Source organism: Halomonas sp. GXIMD04776 (assembly GCF_049808615.1).
Taxonomy (GTDB): domain Bacteria; phylum Pseudomonadota; class Gammaproteobacteria; order Pseudomonadales; family Halomonadaceae; genus Modicisalibacter.
On record NZ_JBNCAN010000003.1, the window covers coordinates 188,235 to 209,842 of the forward strand.

The window sequence follows — 21,608 nt, forward strand, 5'->3', positions numbered from 1 at the left end:
CAATTCTCCGATTAGCGCTCTATCGCTGCGGACGTAGCGTTCGGCGCGGGCATTATACGAACGGTTTGGCTGGCGACTTCGTTTTTGCGCTCCGCCCGGCGACGCCCTTCCGCGGATTGCAGGGCGCAGTCCTCATCGGACTCCGCGGAAAAACGCACCGCTTCCTCTTCCCACACCGCGTCCAGCGCCTCGGCGGTATGGTCAGGTTCTTCTTCCTTGACCTTGGGTCGGTGCGCCTGGATGTCCTCTTCCGCGCCGATCAGGCCCAGCAGCGCCGTGGGCACCAGGGCATGATCCGCCTCGCGCTCTTCCAGGCGCGCCGCCAATAGCGCCAGAATATGGCGAATCTCTCCCAACCAACGGCCAACCTGCGCTTCGCTCTGGGTAGAAAGGTATTCAAGGAACACCGGCAGATAGTCCGGTAGTTCCCGGGCATCCAGCACAAAGCCTGCCGCTTCGTATTCCGCGAGCAGGTCGACCATTGCTTGGCCGCGATCCCGGGACTCCCCGTGCACGTGTTCGAACAAGAGCAGCGCCGTCGCCTTGCCGCGATCGAACAAGCCGACGTACTCCGCCTGGATATCGAGCAGATTCGCGTGTTGAGTGCGCTGGCACCAATCGATAAGCGCACGGCGCTGCGCCGCCGGCAGGCGACGTTCCGCAACGATGATCTCGATCATTTCCGGGGCCGCGTCCTGAAGCTCCGCGGTAGGATAGTCCAGCAAGCGGGCCAGCACCCGCAGACTCAGCAGGGTTTGCTCGCTCATCGCTGTTGGTTCGCTCATGGCTGTTTCCTGGCTCATGGCTGCACCTCCTTTTCTTTTTCCTTGTCCTGACCGGGATCGAAGGTTTCCACCGGCTTGACCAGGGTGGTGGCCTGGTTGCGCCCACCGAACAGATCGGTACGATTATTGCTGCCGCCACAGCCGTCACCGAAGCTGAAGCCACAGCCGCCACGTTCCGCGTAGGCATCCCGGGCGATTTCCCGATGACTGGTGGGAATCACGAAGCGGTCTTCGTAGTTGGCGATGGCCAGATAGCGATACATCTCCTCTACCTTGGCCTCGGTCAGACCAACCTCCTCGATCACTGCAGTACTGCCCTCACCCTCCACGTGCTTGGCGCGCATATAAAGACGCATCGCCATCAGACGCTTGAGTGCCAGTACCACCGGCTCTTCTTCTCCGGCGGTAAGCATATTGGCGAGATAGCGTACCGGAATACGCAGCGATTCGATCTTCGGCAGTATGCCGTCGAACTCCACATGACCCTCTTCTGCCGCGGACTGGATCGGCGACAGAGGTGGCACGTACCACACCATGGGCAGGGTACGATATTCCGGGTGCAGTGGCAGTGCCAGGCCCCAGTCGATAGCCATCTTGTAGACCGGCGAGGCCTGTGCCGCCTGGATGACGTTGTCCTGCACGCCGTCCTTTCTCGCCTGAGCGATGACCGCCGGATCGTGGGGATCCAGGAAGATCTCGCACTGGCGATGATAGAGATCGCGCTCATCCTCGGAGGCGGCAACTTCCTTGATGCGATCCGCGTCGTAGAGCAGCACGCCTAGATAGCGGATACGCCCCACGCAGGTCTCGGAACACACCGTCGGCTGACCCGCCTCGATGCGCGGGTAGCAGAAGATGCACTTCTCGGACTTGCCGGTCTTCCAGTTGTAGTAGATCTTCTTGTACGGACAGCCGGAGATGCACATCCGCCAGCCCCGGCATTTTTCCTGGTCGATCAGCACGATGCCATCTTCTTCGCGCTTGTAGATCGCCCCGCTCGGGCAGGACGCCACGCAGGTCGGGTTCAGGCAGTGCTCGCACAGGCGCGGCAGGTACATCATGAAGGTGTTTTCGAACTGGCCGTAGATATCCGCCTGGACCTTCTCGAAGTTGATGTCCTTGCGTCGCTTGGCAAACTCGGTGCCGAGGATTTCCTCCCAGTTCGGGCCCCATTCGATCTTCTTCATGCGCTGACCGGAAATCAGCGAGCGCGGACGGGCGACCGGCTGATGCTCACTGACCTTGGCGGTATGCAGATGCTGATAGTCGAAGGTAAACGGCTCGTAGTAGTCGTCGATCTCCGGCAGATCCGGGTTGGCGAAGATGTTCGCCAGCACCCGCCATTTACCGCCAATACGCGGCTCGATGCCGCCATCCTTGCGGCGCAGCCAGCCACCGCGCCATTTCTTCTGGTTCTCCCACTCCTTGGGGTAGCCGATGCCCGGTTTGGTCTCGACGTTGTTGAACCAGGCGTACTCCACCCCTTCCCGGCTGGTCCAGACCTGCTTGCAGGTGATCGAGCAGGTATGACAGCCGATGCATTTGTCGAGATTGAGCACCATGCCGACTTGAGAACGAATCTTCATTTTACGGCCTCCTGTTCGTAATCGTTGCCTTCACCGTCCAGCCAGTCGACACGTTTCATCTTGCGCACGATGACGAACTCGTCCCGGTTGGAACCCACGGTGCCGTAGTAGTTGAAGCTGTAGGACAGCTGAGCATAGCCACCGATCATGTGGGTCGGCTTGGGACAGATCCGCGTGACCGAGTTGTGAATACCGCCCCGGGTACCGGAAATTTCCGAACCGGGAATATTCACGATGCGCTCCTGGGCGTGATACATCATCGCCATGCCTACCTTGACCCGCTGACTGACGACAGCGCGGGCGGCAACGGCGCCATTGGCGTTGTACAGCTCCATCCAGTCGTTGTCCTCGACGCCGATGGCCTTGGCATCGTCCTCGGAGATCCACACGATCGGACCGCCCCGGGACAGGGTCTGCATGATCAGGTTGTCCGAGTAGGTGGAGTGGATACCCCACTTCTGGTGCGGGGTGATCCAGTTCAGCGCGATCTCCGGGTTGCCGTTGCTCTTCGGCGCATGCACGCTGGCCACCGCCTTGGTGTCGATGGGTGGACGATAAACCAGGAGGCTCTCGCCGAAGGCCCGCATCCAGGCATGATCCTGATAAAGCTGCTGACGGCCGGTGACGGTGCGCCAGGGAATCAGCTCGTGGACGTTGGTGTAGCCGGCGTTGTAAGACACATGCTCGTCTTCCAGGCCGGACCAGGTCGGGCTGGAGATGATCTTGCGCGGCTGGGCCACCACGTCCCGGAAACGGATCTTCTCGTCGTGCTTGGGCGCCGCCAGATGGGTGTGATCGCGCCCGGTGATCTTGGACAGCGCTTCCCAGGCCTTGACCGCCACCTTGCCATTGGTTTCCGGCGCCAGGGTCAGGATCATCTCCGCCGCGTCGATGGCGGAATCAATGATCGGTTGACCCTTGGCCGGGCCGTCCAGCTTGCGATGATTGAGACCGCGCAGCAGTTCAACCTCGTCTTCGGTCTTCCAGTTGATGCCCTTGCCGCCGTTACCCAGGCTTTCCAGCAGCGGTCCCACGGAAGTGAAGCGCTCGTAAGTCGCCGGATAGTCGCGTTTGACCTCGATCAGGCTCGGCATGGTCTTGCCGGGGATCGGATCGCACTCGCCCTTTTTCCAGTCGAGCACCTGGGCCTGAGCCAGTTCCCCCGGGGAATCGTGCTGCATGGGCAGGGTCACCAGATCGGTTTCTTCACCCAGATGACCCACGCACACCTTGGAATATGCCTTGGCGATTCCCCTGTAGATGTCCCAGTCGCTGCGGGATTCCCAGGCCGGGTCCGTCGCTGCGGTCAGCGGATGGATGAACGGGTGCATGTCCGAGGTGTTGAGATCGTCCTTCTCGTACCAGGTGGCGGTGGGCAGCACGATGTCGGAATACAGGCAGGTGGTGGACATGCGAAAGTCCAGGGTTACCAGCAGATCGACCTTGCCTTCCGCTGCCTCGTCCTGCCAATCGACTTCCTCGGGCTTGATGCCGTCCATCTTGCCCAGATCCTTGCCCTGGATGCCGTGGTTGGCACCGAGCAGGTACTTGAGCATATAGTCGTGACCCTTGCCGGAACTGCCCAGCAAGTTGGAGCGCCAGATGAACATGTTGCGCGGGAAGTTCTGGGGATTGTCCGGCTCCTCCGCGGCAAAACGCAGCTTGCCGCTCTTGAGTTGATCGACCACGTAGTCAGCGGTGGACTTGCTACCCGCGTCCTTGGCGGCCTTGGCCAAGTGCAGCGGGTTGGTGGAGAGCTGTGGCGCGGAAGGCAGCCAGCCCATGCGCTCGGCGCGCACGTTGTAGTCGATCAACGAGCCCGGATAGTCCTCGACCTTGGCCAGGGGAGACAGGATTTCCTTGACGTTGAGCTTCTCGTAACGCCACTGGCTGGAATGGTTGTAGAAGAACGAGGTGCCGTTCATGTGCCGCGGCGGACGATTCCAATCCAGGCCAAAGGCCAGCGGCAGCCAGCCGGTCTGCGGACGCAGTTTCTCCTGGCCCACGTAGTGGGACCAGCCACCGCCGGTCTGACCCACGCAGCCACATAGGATCAGCATATTGATCAGGCCACGATAGTTCATGTCCATGTGGTACCAGTGATTCATACCGGCACCCACGATGATCATGCTGCGGCCGTGGGTCTTGTCCGCGTTGCTGGCGAATTCCCGGGCCAGACGAATGACCTGCTTCGCGGGCACGCCGGTGATCTTCTCCTGCCAAGCCGGGGTATAGGGCTTTACCTGGTCGTAGCTGGTGGCGCCATCGTCCTCGCCTTCCTTGCTGCCGGTACTGAAGCCACGGTCGATACCGTAGTTGGCGCACATCAGGTCGAATACGGTCACTGCCAGCACCTCGCTGCCATCCGCCTTCTTCAAGCGCTTGACGGGCAGATTGTGCTGCAGGATCTCATTGGCGGCGACGTGGTTGAAATGCTCGTGCTGAATGCCGCCGAAATAGGGAAAACCGACTCGAGCGACCTCGTCGTGACGCTCGGCCAAAGTCAGGATCGGCTTGATCTCCTTGCCGTCCGCGTCCTTGGACTCCAGGTTCCAGCGGGCTTTTCCAACACCCTGCTCACCACTGTCTTCTTCCCAGCGGAAACCGATAGAGCCGCGAGGCACGACCAGACTATCGCTGATTTCGTCCCAGGCGACGGTCTTCCATTCCGCATTGTTGGTCTGCCCCATTGCGCCCTCGAAATCCGAGCTGCGCAGTTGGCGCCCGGGGACGAAGAGGCCGTCTGCCCGACGCTCCAGCTCCACCAGAAACGGCATGTCGGTGTAGCGGCGCACGTAGTCGGTGAAATAAACGCTGGGGTTCTCCAGGTGGAATTCCTTGAGGATGACGTGGCCCATGGCGATTGCCAGCGCCGCATCGGTGCCCTGCTTGGGGGAAAGCCATTCGTCGCAAAGTTTGGAGACTTCCGCGTAGTCCGGGGTGATGGCGACGGTCTTGGTGCCCTTGTAGCGCACCTCGGTAAAGAAGTGGGCGTCCGGGGAACGGGTCTGAGGCACGTTGGAGCCCCAGGCGATCAGGTAATTGCTGTTGTACCAGTCCGCGGATTCCGGCACGTCGGTCTGCTCGCCCCAGGTCTGGGGGCTGGCCGGCGGCAGGTCGCAGTACCAGTCGTAGAAGGACAGGCAGACCCCGCCGATCAGCGACAGATAGCGGGCGCCGGAGGCGTAGGAGACCATCGACATGGCGGGAATCGGCGAGAAGCCGATCACTCGGTCCGGGCCGTACTGCTTGGCGGTGTAGACGTTGGACGCGGCGATCAGCTCGTTCATCTCGTCCCAATCCGCGCGCACGAACCCGCCCAGGCCGCGAATCTGCTTGTACTGCTGGGTCTTGGCCGGATCCTCGACGATGGAGGCCCAGGCGTCCACCGGATCGCCGTGGGTCTTGCGTGCTTCGCGCCACAGGCTGATCAGGGTCTGGCGCACCAGCGGGTACTTGAGACGGTTGGCGCTGTACAGATACCAGGAGTAGCTGGCGCCCCGGGGGCAGCCGCGGGGTTCGTGATTGGGCAGGTCCGGCCGGGTGCGTGGATAGTCGGTCTGCTGGTTTTCCCAGGTAACCAGGCCATTCTTGACGTAGATCTTCCAGCTGCAGGAGCCGGTGCAGTTCACGCCGTGGGTGCTGCGCACGACCTTGTCGTGCTGCCAGCGCTGACGATAGCCATCTTCCCAATAACGGGCTTCATCGCGAGTCTCGCCATGGCCGTCGGCGAATTGGGGTGGCTTGTTGGCCAGATACTTCAGTCGATCCAGAAAGTGACTCATATTATTTCTCCTCATCATTACCGCTTGTTCGGTCTTGAAAGCCCGAGTCAGGAAGCGGTTGTCGCCACAGGGATTTCGGTTTCGTTAAAACTGATCTCGGCATTGCCCCGGGTGTAGTAGAACCAGGTCAGGGCGATACAGATCACGTAGAAGACGATGAAGCCGTAGAGCGCCATTTCTGCCCCGCCGGTCAAGGCAATGGAGCTGCCATAGGCCTTGGGGATGAAGAAAGCGCCATAGGCGGCAATCGCCGAGGTGAAGCCGATGGTGGCCGCGGATTCCCGCTCCGCCTGCTGGCGCTGCTCTTGTGCGGAGAGATGCGGCATCAACCGTGGAATTTCCTGGCGAAAGATCACCGGAATCATCTGGAAGGTGCTGGCATTACCGACTCCGGTGAAGAAGAACAGCAGCAGGAACATGGCGAAGAAACCCCAGAACGCACCGGGCTGGTCCTTGATGCCGAGGAAGAACAGCACTCCGAAAACGCTGGCGATCATCGCCACGAACACCCAGAAGGTCACCCGCTCACCGCCGAAGCGATCGGACACCCAGCCGGTGCCGGCCCGGGAAAGCGCCCCCACCAGCGGCCCCAGGAAGGCGAACTTGAGCACATCGACGTCCGGGAACTGATTGGCCGCCAGCAGCGGGAAGCCCGCGGAATAGCCGATGAAGCTGCCGAAGGTGCCGGTATACAGCACGCACATCAGCCAGTTGTGCTTGCGCTTGAAGATGACCGACTGATCCTTGAAGGAGGACTTGGCGCTGGCGATGTCATTCATGCCGAACCAGGCCGCAAGGGTGCCGATGATGATGAACGGCACCCAGATAAAGCCGGCGTTCTGCAACCATAGCTGATCACCGTTATCGAGAAGCTGTGGATCACCGCCCAGATAGCCGAATACCCCGGCGGTAATGCCCAGTGGCACCAGGAACTGCATGACGGACACGCCCAGGTTGCCCAGGCCGGCGTTGAGCGCCAGCGCATTGCCCTTTTCCTGCTTGGGATAGAAAAACGAGATATTGGCCATGCTGGAGGCGAAATTGCCGCCACCGAAGCCGCACATCAGCGCCAGGATCAGCATCACCAGATAAGGTGTTTCCGGGTTCTGGACTGCGAACCCGATCCACAGCGCCGGTAGCAGCAAGGATGCGGTGGAAATTGCGGTGAAGCGACGGCCACCGAATATCGGCACCATGAAACTATAGAAGATACGCAGAGTGGCACCGGAGAGGCCCGGCAGCGCCGCCAGCCAGAACAATTGGTTGGAGGTGTAATCAAAGCCCACCTGAGGCAGCTTGGCAACCACCACGGACCACACCATCCACACCACGAAGGCCAGCAGCAGGTTGGGAACCGAGATCCACAGGTTGCGGGTAGCAATACGCTTGCCCTTGGCCTCCCAGAAGCCTTGATCTTCCGGACGCCAGTCCTGCAGCACGAAGCGACTCGGGCTGGAAAGCTCCGGCAGGTCGGTGCTCTCGCGCTGGCTTTCCCACTCGGCACGCTTGACCTTGGCAATGGCGTAATGCATCCAGGCCAGAGCCGCACCGGAAATCACGAACAGCAGCATGAAGCAGCTTTGCCAGATACCTACCACGTCGTTGAGCATGCCGAAGGTCAAGGGCAGGAAGAAGCCGCCCAGGCCACCGATCATTCCTACCACGCCGCCCACGGCGCCGACATGCTGTGGATAGTAGACCGGGATATGCTTGAATACCGCCGCCTTGCCCAAGGACATGAAGAAGCCCAGCACCATGGTCAGCGCAACGAAGGCGACCAGATGCATGGTCAGCGAGAAACGAATCTCTCCCGCCACCCCATGCACCACGTACTCGGTAGGCGGATAACTCAACAGGAACGTACAAATGACCGAGACGATCAGCGTCCAGTACATCACCCGACGCGCGCCGTAGCGATCCGATAGCCAGCCGCCGAGAATCCGGAACAGCGAGGCGGGAATGGTATACAGCGCGGCAATGACGCCTGCGGCGGCGATGCCCAGCCCGTATACCTCAATCAGGTAATGCGGCAACCACAGGGCCAGAGCAACAAAGGCACCGAAGACGAAGAAATAGTAGAGCGAGAAACGCCATACCCGCAGTTGGGTCATGGGCGCCAGTTGCTCCTTCAAGGGCACCGGGTTGGCACGGCGACCGGCACTCAATGGATCGGTTTTCGCCAGCACCATGAAGGCGATACCCATGGCGCCGATGACCGTGGCATACACTAGAGCGGTCGCCTGCCATCCGAGTGCCAGCAGCAAGAAGGGGGCGCCGAAATTGGTCACCGCGGCACCCACGTTGCCGGCGCCGAAGATACCCAACGCAGTCCCCTGCTTCTCCTTCGGGAACCAGGCGGAGGTATAGGCCACTCCGACGATGAAGGAACCACCGGCCAGACCCACACCGAGGGCGCCGATCAGCAACATCGCATAGCTGTTAGCAAAGGTCAGCAAATAAACACAAAGAGCCGTGACCAGCATCAATAGCCCGAATACCCAGCGCCCACCGAAGCGGTCAGTCAAAATGCCCAGGAACATCCGCGAGATAGAGCCAGTAAGAATCGGCGTGGCCATCAGCAGCCCCAGCTGGGTGTCGGAAAGCCCGAACTCCTGCTTGATCTGTATCCCGAGAATGGAGAAGAGTGTCCACACCGCGAAGCACAACGTAAACGCCAGGGTCGACAACCCCAGCGCCCGATGCTCATCCTGGCGTAGAAGCGACAATACGTTTGGCATGGCAGGTCCCCTTGGAATCGGATAAGAGCCGACTAGAGGCACATTGCTACAGGGAGTCTTGAGACCTATTGACCTGAATCAAGGAACGATTGACTGGAAAGTAGCCGAATAGATCGGAATACCACTTAAGAGGTATTCCAAAAATATATTTCAAGTATTTGTATCGAATGGATTAATAGGAATTTTAGATGACTTGTTATGGGCAAGAACGACATAACGACTCAAAAGAGGTAGTGGCCCATGGACCCCCTCATGCCTTACACCTTTGGCCAATCCCTGTTCTTTCGCGCAGGGCTGATCATGGCCGGCATCGTCGTCCTTGCCCTTACCAGCATGTTGGGCTCGATCGTCATTGCCGAAACGGCCAGCGGCGACGCCGCGGCGATCAATCAGGCCGGCTCGATACGCATGCAGGCCTATCGCCTTTACAGCACTCTGGACCAGTCGCTGGGGGCAGATGATCTTATCGAGCAACGCGTCACCCGCCTTGACGAAACTCTGCGAGAAGACTCGATCGTCTCGTTTGTTCCGGGTGGATCACAGCATCCCCTGACGATTCGCTATAACGAGGTGATTCGCCAATGGCAGGAGATACTGCGCCCCGCCATGCTGATGCCGGATGTTGAAAAGGAGCAGGCGTTATCCGAGCGGGTTGCACGCTTCGTCGACGAAATGGATGCATTCGTCAGCCAACTGCAAGAAAGAGCGGAATCGCGCATCGAGATGCTTCGCCTGGTACAGGGGATTGCGCTTTTCCTGACCTTGGTATTGGCCTTTTTCGCAATGTACCAGTTAGCCAATATCATGCCCCCGCTGCGAGAGTTGTTCACTGTGGTCAATCAGGCACGCCAAGGGAATTTTGATCACCGCACCCACTACCGCAACGACAATGAACTCGGCCTGATCTCGCGCACCATCAACCAGATGAACGAGAGTCTTTCGCAGATGTATGCTCAGCTGGAACAGCGGGTTACGCTCAAGACTGCCGAGCTTCAACGCAGCAACGATGCACTGAGCCTGCTCTATCAGGCGGCGCGCCAGTTCAGCGGTTTCTCTACGGGCCATGAGCGCTATCGAGAGGTACTCGATCAGCTCGAGCGGGTCACCGGCGTCGACTCGATCACCCTGTACCTGGGCAACGATAGCGCCCCCGCCGACGCTCGGGCCATTGCCGTCGAAAAAGCCGGACAGCATTACGGCATGCTTCTGCTGCGCTATCCGCAGGATCACGGGCCACAGCATTGGCAACAAGAACTGATCGAAACCGTCGCCGACCTGATTGCCGCGGCTCTATCCCTTGCCAAAAAGTCCGATGAGCAACGCAGGCTGGCCCTGATGGATGAACGGGCGGTCATCGCCCGAGAGCTTCACGACTCTCTCGCCCAGTCGCTGTCCTATCTGAAGATTCAGGTGGCCCGACTGCAGATGCAGATTCGCCAGCAAAAACCCCAGACGGATCAGCAGGCCGTCATCGATGAGCTACGCGAAGGCCTCAATGCGGCCTACCGCCAGTTGCGGGAGCTGCTCAACACCTTCCGACTGCAGATGAACGCCGCGGGGCTCGAAACAGCGCTGCATGAAACGACCCAGGAATTTTCACGACGCGGTGGACTCGAGATACGGCTCAACGATGCCCTCCACCACTCCTTCGACCAAGCCCTTGAGCAGTCTCCGCTTACCCCTAATGAAGAAGTGCATATCCTGCATCTTGTGCGGGAAGCGCTGGCCAACGTGATCCACCACGCCAAGGCGCATCGTTGTGATATTCATCTTTGTAACGATGCAGAGGGTGGCGTAGAACTGAGTCTACGCGACGATGGCATCGGATTACCGGATCAATGGGAGCGACTGAACCATTACGGTACCATCATCATGCGTGAGCGTGCCGCAGCGCTTGGTGGGCGTCTCACTATGCAGCGCCATCCCGAAGGAGGAACACTCGTCGCACTGCACTTCATGCCTCGGTTGGCTAACGAGAATGACTCGAGCCCGCTATCCGGAGATAACCGATGACTAGCCCCCGTATCCTGATCGTCGACGACCATCCGCTGTTTCGCCGCGGTGTTCGCCAGCTGATCGACATGGATGACAACATGCTGGTAGCCGGGGAAGCGTCCAATGGCGCTGACGCCGTGCGCATGGCGGCAGAGCTCGACCTGGATCTGATCCTGATGGATCTGCACATGGCGCAGGTGGATGGTCTGGAAGCCCTAGGACAGATACGCGGTGCCGATATCGATACGCGCATCGTCATGCTGACCGTATCCGATGCCAACGAGGATATCGTGGCGGCACTTCGCGCCGGGGCCGATGGCTATCTGCTCAAGGACATGGAGCCCGAAGATCTGCTGGTGCATATCCAGCAGGCGGCCAAAGGCATTATGGTTGTCAGCCCGCAGCTGGCGACCATCCTTGCTGACGCCATCGGTGGCAGGCGAACCGCCTCCGTCGATGTCCTGACGACCCTGACCTCTCGGGAACGGGACATTCTGCGTGCGCTTGCGAAGGGACGCAGCAACAAGATGATCGCACGACAATTGGCCATCACCGAAGGCACCGTCAAGGTACACGTCAAGCATCTACTCAAGAAGCTGAATTTGCGCTCCCGAGTAGAAGCTGCCGTCTGGGCGGTCAATCATGGCGCGGTATGATTCCTGTTCTCGCCATGGCTATCGAAGCACTTGTTTCAACAGCTTAGTTTAACCACTTCTTTCAAGAATCGGTGACATCCTCGATCCAGGTCAGGGCCGCCACGGCCGCCGGAAAGCCCAGGGTGGGGATCGACATCATCGCCACTTGCTTGAGCTCCTCGGCATCGATGGATTCTTCCAGGGCGCGCCTCGCGTGGGAATGCACCGCCCCTTCGGATCGGGCCCCCACGGCCAGCGCCAGCTTGACCAGGCGACGTGTGCGCTCATCCAGTGGCCCAGACTCGGCGCAGGCCTCTCCCAGGGCAGCATAGGCACTCCATACTTCGGGGTACTGCTCGGCGACTTCGCCGGCGCCGGAAGGTAGATTCTGCTGAGACATAAAGACATACTCCTTATAAAGTTAACGTCATGATTGCCGACAATAATCTAGGTATGACCTTGCGCCAACATCCGATTTTCATCCTTTCATTCTTGGGCACCTGTCAATTTAACCTATACTATGTGCCTGCAACCATCGAGACCTTGCCCTCTTTTAGTTAGAATCGCTCATATAACTCAGGCAAGGCTCACAGTGAGGAGGAAAAAATGTCCCTGCCCCGCGTTGCCGCACTCAACGAGACGCGAGACAACTGTCGCGATTGTCGTCTGCGCGAACTGTGCCTGCCGGATTCGCTTTCCAATGCGGATGTCATCAAGCTCGAGAAGATCGTGCAACGTCGCAAACCCATCTCTCGCGGCGACTATCTGTTCCAGGCAGGGCATCCCTTCACTGCCATCTATGCAGTGCGTACCGGCTCGATCAAGACCTCGAGCTTGCTGGCCAACGGCGATGAGCATATTACCGGTTTTCATCTTCCCGGTGAGGTAATCGGGCTTGAGGCCATCACGTCCGATCGGCACCCCAACGCCGCCATCGCCATGGAAACCTCGAGTGTCTGCGAGATCCCCTTCCACTCCCTTGAAGCCTTGGGAGAAAAGGCCCCCGGACTGCAGCAGCAGTTAGTTCGCATCATGAGTCGCGAGCTGGTGACCGAACAGGGGACCGCTCAGCTACTGACTCGGCGCTCCGCGGAACAGCGCCTGGCAGCCATCCTCTTGAATTTTTCGGAGCGCTTTGCCAATCGAGGCCTCTCCGCCAGCCGCTTCCGCCTGCCGATGTCGCGTCTGGATCTAGGCAATTATCTCGGACTGGTGCCGGAAACAATGAGCCGGACCTTCCGCCGTCTGGAGGAACAGAAGCTTCTCAACATTGCCGGCAAGGAAATCAACATCGTCGACAAGCCTGCCTTGACGGAGCTCGCCTATGGTGCCGCCCCGGATGTTGGCTCGGCTTCACGTTCACGTCATGCGTGATACCTCTACTCAAGACGTGTCTACGTAACGCCGGTGGCCTCTGTCCCTTGAGCGATGTTTGATTAGACGTGACTCAAGTCAACACAGGGCGTGTCGACGCTGGCTATAGTGAGCGTAAAAATCCTTTCTCGAAGGATACGAGATGGTTGCTCACTCGACGCTCGATCGTGTCTTACTGAAAAAATACGCCAGCATCGCCCCGTGTCATGCTCCCTATTTCCCTCTGACGCTATTACGCGAAGGCTTCTCGCCCCGGGACCATCGCCTGGCGGCTCAGGCCAGCAACGAGGATCCCATCCCCAAGCCACTCTCGGTTTCCCTATACCTATCAGACTGCCATGAGCTGGATGGACCGGATGCCTGTCACAAGACGAGCGTTCATCACAAAGCCCGTATTCATGAATATCTTGGCTATCTCGAACGGGAAATCGGTTTGCAAGCCGCACTTTTCGATAGTGATCGTCTCGTCGAGCACATTCATGTGAGTGGCGGCTTGTCGACATGCATGAAGTACGCGCAGTGGGAAAGGCTGTTTGGCGTATTGGCGCAACGTTTTCGTCTGGCTCAGGACGACCAGCCCACCTGCACTATCGATGTGGACGCGAATGACACTTCCGAAGGTCACATAGCGCTGCTCGGCGAGCTGGGATTCACTCATTTGAATCTAAAGGTTCAGCCCAGCGAGGAAGCCCTCGCGCTTCTTGTCGACGCCGCGCGAGATGCGTATTTCCATGCGATAAGCATGACGATGATCCTTGCCCCTCCCGGGCAGACGCTTGCTGGCTTCGATGCGAACCTGGCCACGTTAATAGCGCTACGACCGGACCAGCTCAATCTGTGTCACCCTCGCCCCGCCGGCACACGGACCAATGCCGCAGCGCTCACTCCGGCGCGTTTGCAGCACGCCATCCTGTCACTCGCGGCCGCCGGCTATGTGCATCTTGGCCTGGGCCATTTCGCCCTGACCGACGATGCCCTGGCGCAGGCTTGGCGCCAAGGCACGCTAAGCTACAACTTACACGGGTACTCTTCTCATGCGGCTTGCGATCTGATCGGCCTGGGACCGGGTGCGCTCAGCCATATAAACGATAGTTACAGCCAGAATGCCCAACAGATACCACGCTATTACAGGCATCTCGATCAGAGACAGCCGCCGATCTGGCGCGGGCATGACCTGCGTTTCGACGATCTGCTACGGCTTGACATCATCCATTGCTTGCTCTGTTGGCAGTGGCTTGACGTCACCGCGATCGAAGAGCGCTACCGCATCGTCTTTCGCAATTATTTCGCACCGGAACTGACCGCCTTGGCGCCCTTCGTTGAGGATGGTCTGGTGACGATTCAGCCCGACGCCCTCCGGCTACTGCCCCCGGGGCATCTGCTGCTGGGACGGGTGGCAGGGTTATTTGATCCTCCGCGGGGCACGTCACGGCGACGCTTGTCCCGGATCGTTTGATAATCCTCATCCGGCAGTGTCACTTGGCCGGATCATGACTGTACTGCGATCATTCGCCACCAGGAGAGCGGATCGTGGGTGATGGCGGCACCCACGATGTAAGCAAAGATCACGATAGCCACCAGCGCCGCAACTCCCCGTATGGCCGGAGTGCGACCGCGTTTGATGGCGATGGTCCCGACGCCGATATAGGCCACCAGCCCCACCAGCTTGGCCGCCAGCCAGGGTTGCCGGGTCGGCCAGGCCTCGAGCAGGATCATTAGCGTGACCCCCGCCGTCAGCAACAGGGTGTCGATCACATGCGGAAGAATGCGCACCCAACGCTGGCCAAGTTGCGGCGACCGGCGTACCGACCACCAGGCGCGCAGCACGAATAGCGCCAGGCTCAAGCCTGCTGCCAGCATATGAAGCTGTTTGATCAGCAGATAACTCGCCATGCAATCTCTCTGATTTACTGATAATGAATTTGACGCGACATCCCGATCTTATAGCATATCGCTATTATCTTTATGCTAAAAAAGCCTAACGTTAGAACTTATTTTGCATCACGGTGTCTGCATCTTGAATGATGCCAACGAATCTGGAGACCTGCCATGTGTAATCCGATCGTGACCCACTTCTTCGATGAGCCAACCAATACCTTCAGCTACATCGTTCAGGACCCCAAAAGCAATGCCTGTGCCATCCTCGACTCGGTGCTCGACTTCGACTACGCCGCCGGTCGCACCGACGTACATTCCGCCGACACCATCATCGATTTCATTAAGCGCCATGATTTATCGGCCGAATGGGTGCTCGAGACCCATGTACATGCCGACCATCTTTCCGCCGCGCCCTATCTGCACGAGAAGCTGGGAGGCAAAACCGGTATCGGCAAGAAGATCCGCGAGGTTCAGGAGACCTTCGGCAAGGCCTTCAACGCCGGCACCGAGTTTGCCCGGGACGGCAGCCAGTTCGATCGTCTGTTCGAGGAAGGTGATACCTTCACCATTGGCGGCCTGGAAGCTCGGGTACTTCACACCCCGGGGCACACCCCAGCCTGCCTGACCTACGTGGTAGGCGATACCGCCTTCGTCGGCGATACGCTATTCATGCCGGATTACGGCACCGCGCGTTGCGATTTTCCCGGTGGCGACGCCCGTACCCTGTATCGCTCGATCCAGAAGGTGCTGGCACTTCCGGCGCAGACCCGGCTATTCCTGTGTCATGACTACAAGGCGCCCGGCCGCGAGGAGTATCAGCACCAGAGTAGTGTGGCCGAACAGCGCGCGGACAACATCCACGTGCATGAAGGCGTCGATGAAGATGCCTTCGTCAAGATGCGCACCGAACGGGATGCCACCCTGGACATGCCACGTTTGATATTGCCCTCAGTGCAGGTCAACATGCGCGCTGGACAACTGCCGCCCGCCGAGAACAACGATCAGGTCTATATCAAGGTGCCCATCAATCTATTCTGAAGTCTGCATGAGCCTGGCAAACGCAGACACCCACGAGAAGAGAACATGCATGTCCTGCTGATAGAAGATGACGATCTGGTCGCCTCGGGTATTCAGGCCGGCCTGGCGGACTACGACATCGTGGCCAATCATGTCGCGACTCTGGCCTCGGCTCGGGCGGCCATGCGAACCCTGTCCAGCGATGTAGTGGTGCTGGATCTGGGTCTGCCCGACGGCGACGGCATGAATCTACTCGCGGAGTGGCGAGCCGCCGAGGTGGCCACGCCGGTGTTGATCCTCACCGCCCGGGACGCGGTCAGCGACCGAGTCGCTGGACTGCGGGGCGGTGCCGACGACTATCTGCTCAAACCCTTCGATCTGGATGAGCTGGTGGCACGATTGCAGGCACTGCTGCGCCGCGCCGCCGGGCGTTCCCGCGCCCTGATCGAGCACGGCCCTCTGTGCCTTGATCCGCTGGCCCGGCGTCTGACCCTCGACGGAAATGAAATCTCGCTGCCACGCCGGGAACTGATGCTGCTCGAGGTTTTCCTGCAGTCCCCTGGTAGCGTGCTGTCCGCGGATCAGCTCAAGGACCGCCTCTACGGCATGAACGACGAGGTCGAGAGCAACGCTCTCAACGTGCATATCCATTTCCTGCGCCGCAAGCTCGGAAGCGGGGTGATCGATACCGTCCGCGGTCTCGGCTATCGACTTGGCGGCTCCAAGGCCATCGGCGTCGATGCCAAGAGCGCCGAATGAGTCTGCGCGCACGCCTGCTGGTGACCCTGGGGCTGGCCCTGACCCTGCTATGGGGCCTGGCCGCGGCCTGGTTACTGCGCGACTTGAACGATGAGCTGGAGCGCACCCTCGATCAGCGCCTGGCCCAATCGGCCCGCATGGTGGCCGGGCTGGCCTCCACGCTGCCGGCAAACGTCTGGGATCGTGCCGAAAGGCCCCGTCTATCTATTCCTGCCATCGAAGGGCTGGCCTGCCAGGTGCAGGTTCCCGGTGGCGACATCATCGCTCGCACCCATAACGATCTGGACGACGTGCTCGAACCCCAGGCATCTGGACACAGCTATCGCCAGGTCGACGGTGTGCGGTGGCGGGTGTTCACCTACCGCCAGAATGGCCTGACCATCACCACCGCCGATCGGGTGGAGGAGCGTGACCGGCTGCTACGCAATATCCTCCTGGTCGCCGTGGTACCTTTTCTGGTGGCTCTGGTCGGCAGCCTGGTGACCCTGGCCGTGGTCATCCTGCATGGCCTGCGTCCGCTTTCTCGGCTACAGCACTCCCTGGCCCAGCGTCAACCGAACGCCCTGGCGCCGGTGACGGCTCAGGGGTTGCCCGCGGAACTGCGCCCTTTGGTCGCGACGCTCAATGACCTGCTGCTACGCATCCAGCAAACCCTCGAACGCGAGCAGCGCTTTACCAGCGACGCCGCTCACGAACTGCGCACGCCGTTGACAGCCATCAAGACACACCTGCAGATCGCCAGTCGTCGTGAAGGAGAGGCGGCCCGACAGGCCCAGGCATTGGCCGAAGAGGGAGTGGCGCGATTGCAGAGCACCCTGGAGCAGCTGTTGATGCTGGCCCGCCTGGAGGGCAGCCAGGATGATGCGCCCCGGGCCGAGTGCTGGTCGGACGCCGTGGTCGAGGACGCCTTGCTGTCTTTGGGGCCAGAGGCGCGCGAGACCATCCGCGTCGATCAGCCCACGCAACCGGTCTGTCTGGCAGGCCCCCATGAACTGGTGGTGACCGCCCTGCGCAATCTGCTGGAAAACGCCCGACGCTTCAGCCCGACGCCGGACTCGGTGCGATTGACGCTGAAGAAGGAAGATACAGGACTGGACTTCATGGTGAGCGACCTCGGAGCCGGGGTAGACGAAGCCTCCCTGAACAGGCTTACCGAACGCTTCTGGCGTCACGGCGGTGGGCACGGCAGTGGCCTGGGCCTGGCCATCGTGGCGGCCATCGTCGAACGCTTCGATGGCCATTTGACGTTCGCTCACAACCTGCCACAAGGATTGATCGCGACGTTACGGCTGCCCGAGCACCAAAACTAAGAGCCTGTTCAGGGTCTGGGCGTCCCCATCATCTTCACCAGCTCCTCTTCCCCCGGGGCACCTTGGGTTATCGACAGCCGGTCATTCTCCCCAGTGTGATAGAAGGTGCTGGGCGTGGCGCTAAGGCCCAGAGAACGCATCAGCTGATTGTTGGCGAACAGCTCGTCTTCCTCTTTCTTGGGCAGCTCGTCGAGCAATTCGATCTCATCGCCTTGCTGATGTGCACGCAATGCCTGGGCAGGATCATCAGCAGCCAGCAGAGCGACCGCCTTCTGCGGACTATCCTTCTTGAGGATACCCACCATGATATGGCGAAGCTGCACCTCCCCGGCCTCTACCCAGGGTCGCGTTTGCTCGAAGAACTTGTGGCAATAAGGGCAGTTGGGATCGGTGAAGGTATAGAGCACCCGCTCGGCATCATCGTCGCCGTCGGCGATCCAGGTACTTTCCTCGAGCTGTTGCCACAGCGCGGCGTCCTGGGGACCGCCCACCAGCTTGGCCAGAGGCTCGGCGGAAAGGTCGTTGCCCTCGGCATCAAGCAGGGTGCCGACGATGGCGTGCTGGCCATCCTCGGTGACATAGACCGCTACTTCACGGCCCTGCACACTCGCAGCGTAGCCGGTCAGTCCTGCCGGGGCCTCGAAGCGCTCGTGCACGGTCAAGCCTTGCTTTTCCAATGCCTGAACCGGTGTCGGCCACTTCGAATCATTGTCTTCTGCGACACCGGCCAAGGGCCAGAGCAGGCCAGACAGAGCGGCTAACAGCAAACCGCGGTGCAGGTGATGGTCGATCATGAAAACATCCTTTTGTCATAGGGCTTCGAATGAAGCCGTTAGCGTCTCGCTGGAAAAGTCGTTAGCGCCTCGTCGTAAAAGTCGTCAGCGTATCTTGTCGAGCATGGCCGTTAAGCTGGCACGGGAAAGCTCGCCATAATGGGTCTCGCGCAGTTTCCCCTGGGCGTCGTAGAGCAGGGTGGTGGGCATGACCTGCGAACCCACGGCCTGACCCAGGGCGCCACCGCGATCGAGCAGCAGATTGTTCAATTCCAGGGCCTCCTCTTCGAGGAAGTCGTGCACCTGGGTGGTGCCTTCGCCCTGGTTGACGAACACGAAGGTGACGTCGCTCTCCCGGCGCTGGGCCGCCTCCAGCATCGGCATCTCGCGGCGACAGGGTGGGCACCAGGTGGCCCATAGATTGATCACCAGGGGTTCGCCAGATGCTTCGGAGAGCGCCGGCAGGGATGTCGTTTCTCCGTCGAGAGCGGCCAGGTCGACCTCCGGCAATGGGCGTGCCTGTCGATCGATCAGCATCAGGCTACCCACGGCCCCTCCCCAGACCAATGCCCCCGTCAGCACCGCACTGATCAGCGCCGCTCGCTGTTGCGGCACGCGCCATAGTCGCCACAGCGTATATAACAGCGCAGCGACAAGTCCGCCGACCAGACTGAAGCCGCCATCACGGATATCGAGCATGGCCCAAAGGCTGTCGTACTCATTGAAGTAGCGCGCCACGAACACCAGGCGTGCCACCACGACACCCACCAGAAAAAGATTGATCAGCGTATCGGCAATAGAAACGCGGTGCCGGGTCGCAACCAGCACTCCAACCAGTAGCGCGATGGCACAAGCGATAATCAGCAGCAGCTGGCTGAGGCTCATCACCAGCGGGCCCAGGGCGAAGCTTTGATCGATCGAGCTCATGAGGCGTTCCTCGGTGCCTCGCGTGCCTCGTCCAGACGCTCGAGAAACTTCTCGGCACTGATCTCACCGACGATTCGCAGGTCTCGGCGCTCCTTGCCATCGGGGCCTATCAGCATAATGGTCGGGGGCCCCAAGATGCCGTAAGCCTTGAGCAGTGCCTGATCGGCGACATCGTTTCTTGTCACATCCGGGCGCAGAAGCTGCATGCTTGCCAACTCCTGCTGCACCCGAGAATCGCCAAACACTTCGTCCTCGATCACCTTGCAGGACACACACCAGTCGGCGTAGAAATCCACCAGGGTCCACTGGCCACGCTCACCGGCAAGATCGAGCTTCTGCGACAGGCCGTCGAGATCATTCACATCCGCGAAGCGGGACATGAAATCCTCCTGGACGGCTGCACTCGTCGAGCCCGACTGGAGAAACGCCAAGGGCCGATAGGGATCATCACCGCCCCCGGCGCTGCCTACCAGCATCACCGCCCCCCACAGCCCGAGGATCAGTCCGGCGCTACGAGCGACCAGCTGCCCGGGGCTCGGCACGGGGGCCTGACTCGCCTGCCACAGCGCGACGGCGATTCCTACCAGCCAGGCGCCCCACAGCCCCAGCTCGATGCTGTCCGGAATCACCCGGGCGACGAACCAGATGGCCATGCCCAACAACACGAAGCCGAACAGCACCTTGACCCGAGTCATCCAGGCTCCCGGTCGAGGCAACAGCCGCGCACCCAGGGCGCCGACCAGCAGTAGCGGCGCGCCCATACCCAAACCCAAGGCCAGCAGCGCGGTACCGCCCAGCAGGGCATCGCCGCTATCGGCGATATATAGAAGCGCACCGGCCAGGGGCGCCGTCATGCAGGGGCCGACCAGTATCGCCGAGAGCATTCCCATGGCCGCGGCGCCGCCCAAGGTACCGCCGCGCTGGCGCTGCTGCATGTTGTCGAGACGCTGACGAAGCGCCTGAGGCAGCTGCAGCTCGAAAAGTCCGAACATGGCCAGGGCCAGAACCACGAAGAGCAGCGCGAACAACCCCAGCACCCAGGGGGTCTGCAGCATCGCCTGCAGATTGGCGCCGGCCAGGGCGGCGATGACGCCGATCACGGCGTAGGTCAACGCCATGGGCAAAACGAAAGCGATGGAAAGCAGCAGGCCGCGCCTGGCACTGGCGCCGGAGCCTACCACCAGGCTCGACAGGATCGGGATCATCGGCAGCACGCAGGGAGTGAAGACCAGCAGCAGCCCCATGCCGAAGAAGGCTGCCAGGGCCCAGCCAAACGAGGCATCGGATAGCTGCGCGGCCAGGAACTGATCCTCGCCCAGCGCTGCGTCACCGGCTGGGGAATTCGCGACCGTGGCGCCTTTTTGCTCGAATTCGCTTTCTCCGGTAACGCTGTCACCGGTGACGCTCTCTTCGGCCTTGCTCATCGCCGGGCTGCTGGCGCTGGATTCACTAGCGTCGCTGGAACCAAACCACGAACCAGAATCGGAGTTAGAACCGGAATTAGAGCCAGAGCCGCTCAGGGACGAGAAGAAACCACTGCCCGCCAGAGTGCCGTTTTCCAGGCTCATACTGGCCAGATCCAGCGTGTCACGCTGCGGGGCGTAGCATAGGCCATCCTCGGCGCAGCCCTGCCAGGTCAATGCCAGGCGCTTGGCCTCCTCGGGCTCGACCCGCACCTCGAGATCCTCGTAATAGACCTCGGACTCGCCGAAATACTCATCGGTTATGATCTCGCCATCGCGCAGGGACAACGGCGCGATGGCGGAAGGCGCGCCCTCGATACCCAGGCGGTGACGATAGAGGTAGTAACCCGGCGCGATCTCCCAACGCAGCAGGACTTCATCGCCCTGCTGCTCGGCATGTAGCTTGAAGGCCTTTTCGACAGGCAGAAAATCCTGATTCGCCGCCAGAGCGCTCTGACTCAGCAAGACCAGCATCAACGGCAATAGCAACCGTATAAATAAACGCGACAGAGCACCGTCCGCCATCGAGCCACTCCATTTAGGGTAAACCCCTATTTTGACAGACGCAGATTAGCTGGGCATT

16 protein-coding genes are annotated in these 21,608 nt (G+C 60.3%); 7 read left to right on the top strand and 9 right to left on the bottom strand.

The features are described 5' to 3' along the window. Window positions 1-11 precede the first annotated feature (11 nt). Genes narJ through ACPF7Z_RS03215 form a run of 4 tightly spaced genes read right to left on the bottom strand, consistent with a single transcriptional unit; the run spans window position 12 to window position 8,894 of the window. The gene (gene narJ, locus ACPF7Z_RS03200) at window positions 12-785 is read right to left on the bottom strand and encodes a nitrate reductase molybdenum cofactor assembly chaperone (protein WP_425191717.1); all 774 of its coding nucleotides are present in this window, start codon (window positions 783-785) and stop codon (window positions 12-14) included. A gap of 14 nt (window positions 786-799) precedes the next feature. Beyond that, window positions 800-2,371, bottom strand: coding sequence for a nitrate reductase subunit beta (gene narH / locus ACPF7Z_RS03205; protein ID WP_425191718.1), 1,572 nt, complete (start codon window positions 2,369-2,371; stop codon window positions 800-802). Continuing rightward, window positions 2,368-6,156 (bottom strand): nitrate reductase subunit alpha, encoded by a 3,789-nt coding sequence (locus ACPF7Z_RS03210; RefSeq protein ID WP_425191719.1) that lies wholly within the window; start codon window positions 6,154-6,156, stop codon window positions 2,368-2,370. Before ACPF7Z_RS03210 ends, narH begins: the two co-directional genes overlap by 4 nt. 47 nt (window positions 6,157-6,203) lie before the next feature. Continuing rightward, the gene (locus ACPF7Z_RS03215; protein WP_425191720.1) at window positions 6,204-8,894 is read right to left on the bottom strand and encodes a nitrate/nitrite transporter; all 2,691 of its coding nucleotides are present in this window, start codon (window positions 8,892-8,894) and stop codon (window positions 6,204-6,206) included. A 240-nt stretch (window positions 8,895-9,134) separates the two neighbouring features. On the opposite strand from ACPF7Z_RS03215, the gene ACPF7Z_RS03220 reads away from it, so the two are divergent. Both ACPF7Z_RS03220 and narL read left to right on the top strand, forming a co-directional pair. Continuing rightward, a complete protein-coding gene (locus tag ACPF7Z_RS03220; protein ID WP_425191721.1) occupies window positions 9,135-10,907 on the top strand; it encodes a histidine kinase in 1,773 nt (590 codons plus the stop codon). Next, window positions 10,904-11,545, top strand: a complete 642-nt coding sequence (narL, locus tag ACPF7Z_RS03225; RefSeq protein ID WP_425191722.1) for a two-component system response regulator NarL — start codon at window positions 10,904-10,906, stop codon at window positions 11,543-11,545. Before ACPF7Z_RS03220 ends, narL begins: the two co-directional genes overlap by 4 nt. Window positions 11,546-11,606: 61 nt before the next feature. Here narL and ACPF7Z_RS03230 read toward each other — a convergent pair whose 3' ends face one another. Beyond that, a complete protein-coding gene (locus ACPF7Z_RS03230) occupies window positions 11,607-11,924 on the bottom strand; it encodes a carboxymuconolactone decarboxylase family protein (protein ID WP_425191723.1) in 318 nt (105 codons plus the stop codon). A 206-nt stretch (window positions 11,925-12,130) separates the two neighbouring features. Between ACPF7Z_RS03230 and fnr the strand changes: the two genes are divergently transcribed. Both fnr and ACPF7Z_RS03240 read left to right on the top strand, forming a co-directional pair. Continuing rightward, window positions 12,131-12,898 (top strand): fumarate/nitrate reduction transcriptional regulator Fnr, encoded by a 768-nt coding sequence (fnr, locus tag ACPF7Z_RS03235; RefSeq protein WP_425191724.1) that lies wholly within the window; start codon window positions 12,131-12,133, stop codon window positions 12,896-12,898. A gap of 142 nt (window positions 12,899-13,040) precedes the next feature. Then, on the top strand, window positions 13,041-14,354 hold the full coding sequence (locus ACPF7Z_RS03240) for a hypothetical protein (RefSeq protein WP_425191725.1): 1,314 nt from the start codon (window positions 13,041-13,043) through the stop codon (window positions 14,352-14,354). A gap of 32 nt (window positions 14,355-14,386) precedes the next feature. On the opposite strand, the gene ACPF7Z_RS03245 is transcribed toward ACPF7Z_RS03240, so the two are convergent. Then, window positions 14,387-14,791, bottom strand: a complete 405-nt coding sequence (locus tag ACPF7Z_RS03245) for a SirB2 family protein (RefSeq protein ID WP_425191726.1) — start codon at window positions 14,789-14,791, stop codon at window positions 14,387-14,389. Between the two features lie 156 nt (window positions 14,792-14,947). Between ACPF7Z_RS03245 and ACPF7Z_RS03250 the strand changes: the two genes are divergently transcribed. Genes ACPF7Z_RS03250 through ACPF7Z_RS03260 form a run of 3 tightly spaced genes read left to right on the top strand, consistent with a single transcriptional unit; the run spans window position 14,948 to window position 17,862 of the window. Continuing rightward, window positions 14,948-15,814, top strand: coding sequence for an MBL fold metallo-hydrolase (locus ACPF7Z_RS03250; RefSeq protein WP_425191727.1), 867 nt, complete (start codon window positions 14,948-14,950; stop codon window positions 15,812-15,814). Between the two features lie 45 nt (window positions 15,815-15,859). Further along, complete coding sequence (locus ACPF7Z_RS03255) at window positions 15,860-16,552, top strand: response regulator (protein ID WP_425191728.1); 693 nt, start codon at window positions 15,860-15,862, stop codon at window positions 16,550-16,552. Then, the gene (locus ACPF7Z_RS03260; protein WP_425191729.1) at window positions 16,549-17,862 is read left to right on the top strand and encodes an ATP-binding protein; all 1,314 of its coding nucleotides are present in this window, start codon (window positions 16,549-16,551) and stop codon (window positions 17,860-17,862) included. The genes ACPF7Z_RS03255 and ACPF7Z_RS03260 overlap by 4 nt, the downstream gene beginning before the upstream one ends. Before the next feature lie 8 nt (window positions 17,863-17,870). Here ACPF7Z_RS03260 and dsbG read toward each other — a convergent pair whose 3' ends face one another. The 3 genes from dsbG to dsbD form a co-directional block, all read right to left on the bottom strand. After that, on the bottom strand, window positions 17,871-18,656 hold the full coding sequence (dsbG, locus tag ACPF7Z_RS03265) for a thiol:disulfide interchange protein DsbG (protein ID WP_425191730.1): 786 nt from the start codon (window positions 18,654-18,656) through the stop codon (window positions 17,871-17,873). Between the two features lie 84 nt (window positions 18,657-18,740). Next, window positions 18,741-19,562 carry a prolipoprotein diacylglyceryl transferase family protein gene (locus ACPF7Z_RS03270; RefSeq protein WP_425191731.1) on the bottom strand — a complete coding sequence of 274 codons (822 nt, stop codon included), beginning with the start codon at window positions 19,560-19,562 and terminating at the stop codon, window positions 18,741-18,743. Next, window positions 19,559-21,550, bottom strand: a complete 1,992-nt coding sequence (gene dsbD, locus ACPF7Z_RS03275; RefSeq protein ID WP_425191732.1) for a protein-disulfide reductase DsbD — start codon at window positions 21,548-21,550, stop codon at window positions 19,559-19,561. The genes ACPF7Z_RS03270 and dsbD overlap by 4 nt, the downstream gene beginning before the upstream one ends. Window positions 21,551-21,608 lie beyond the last annotated feature (58 nt).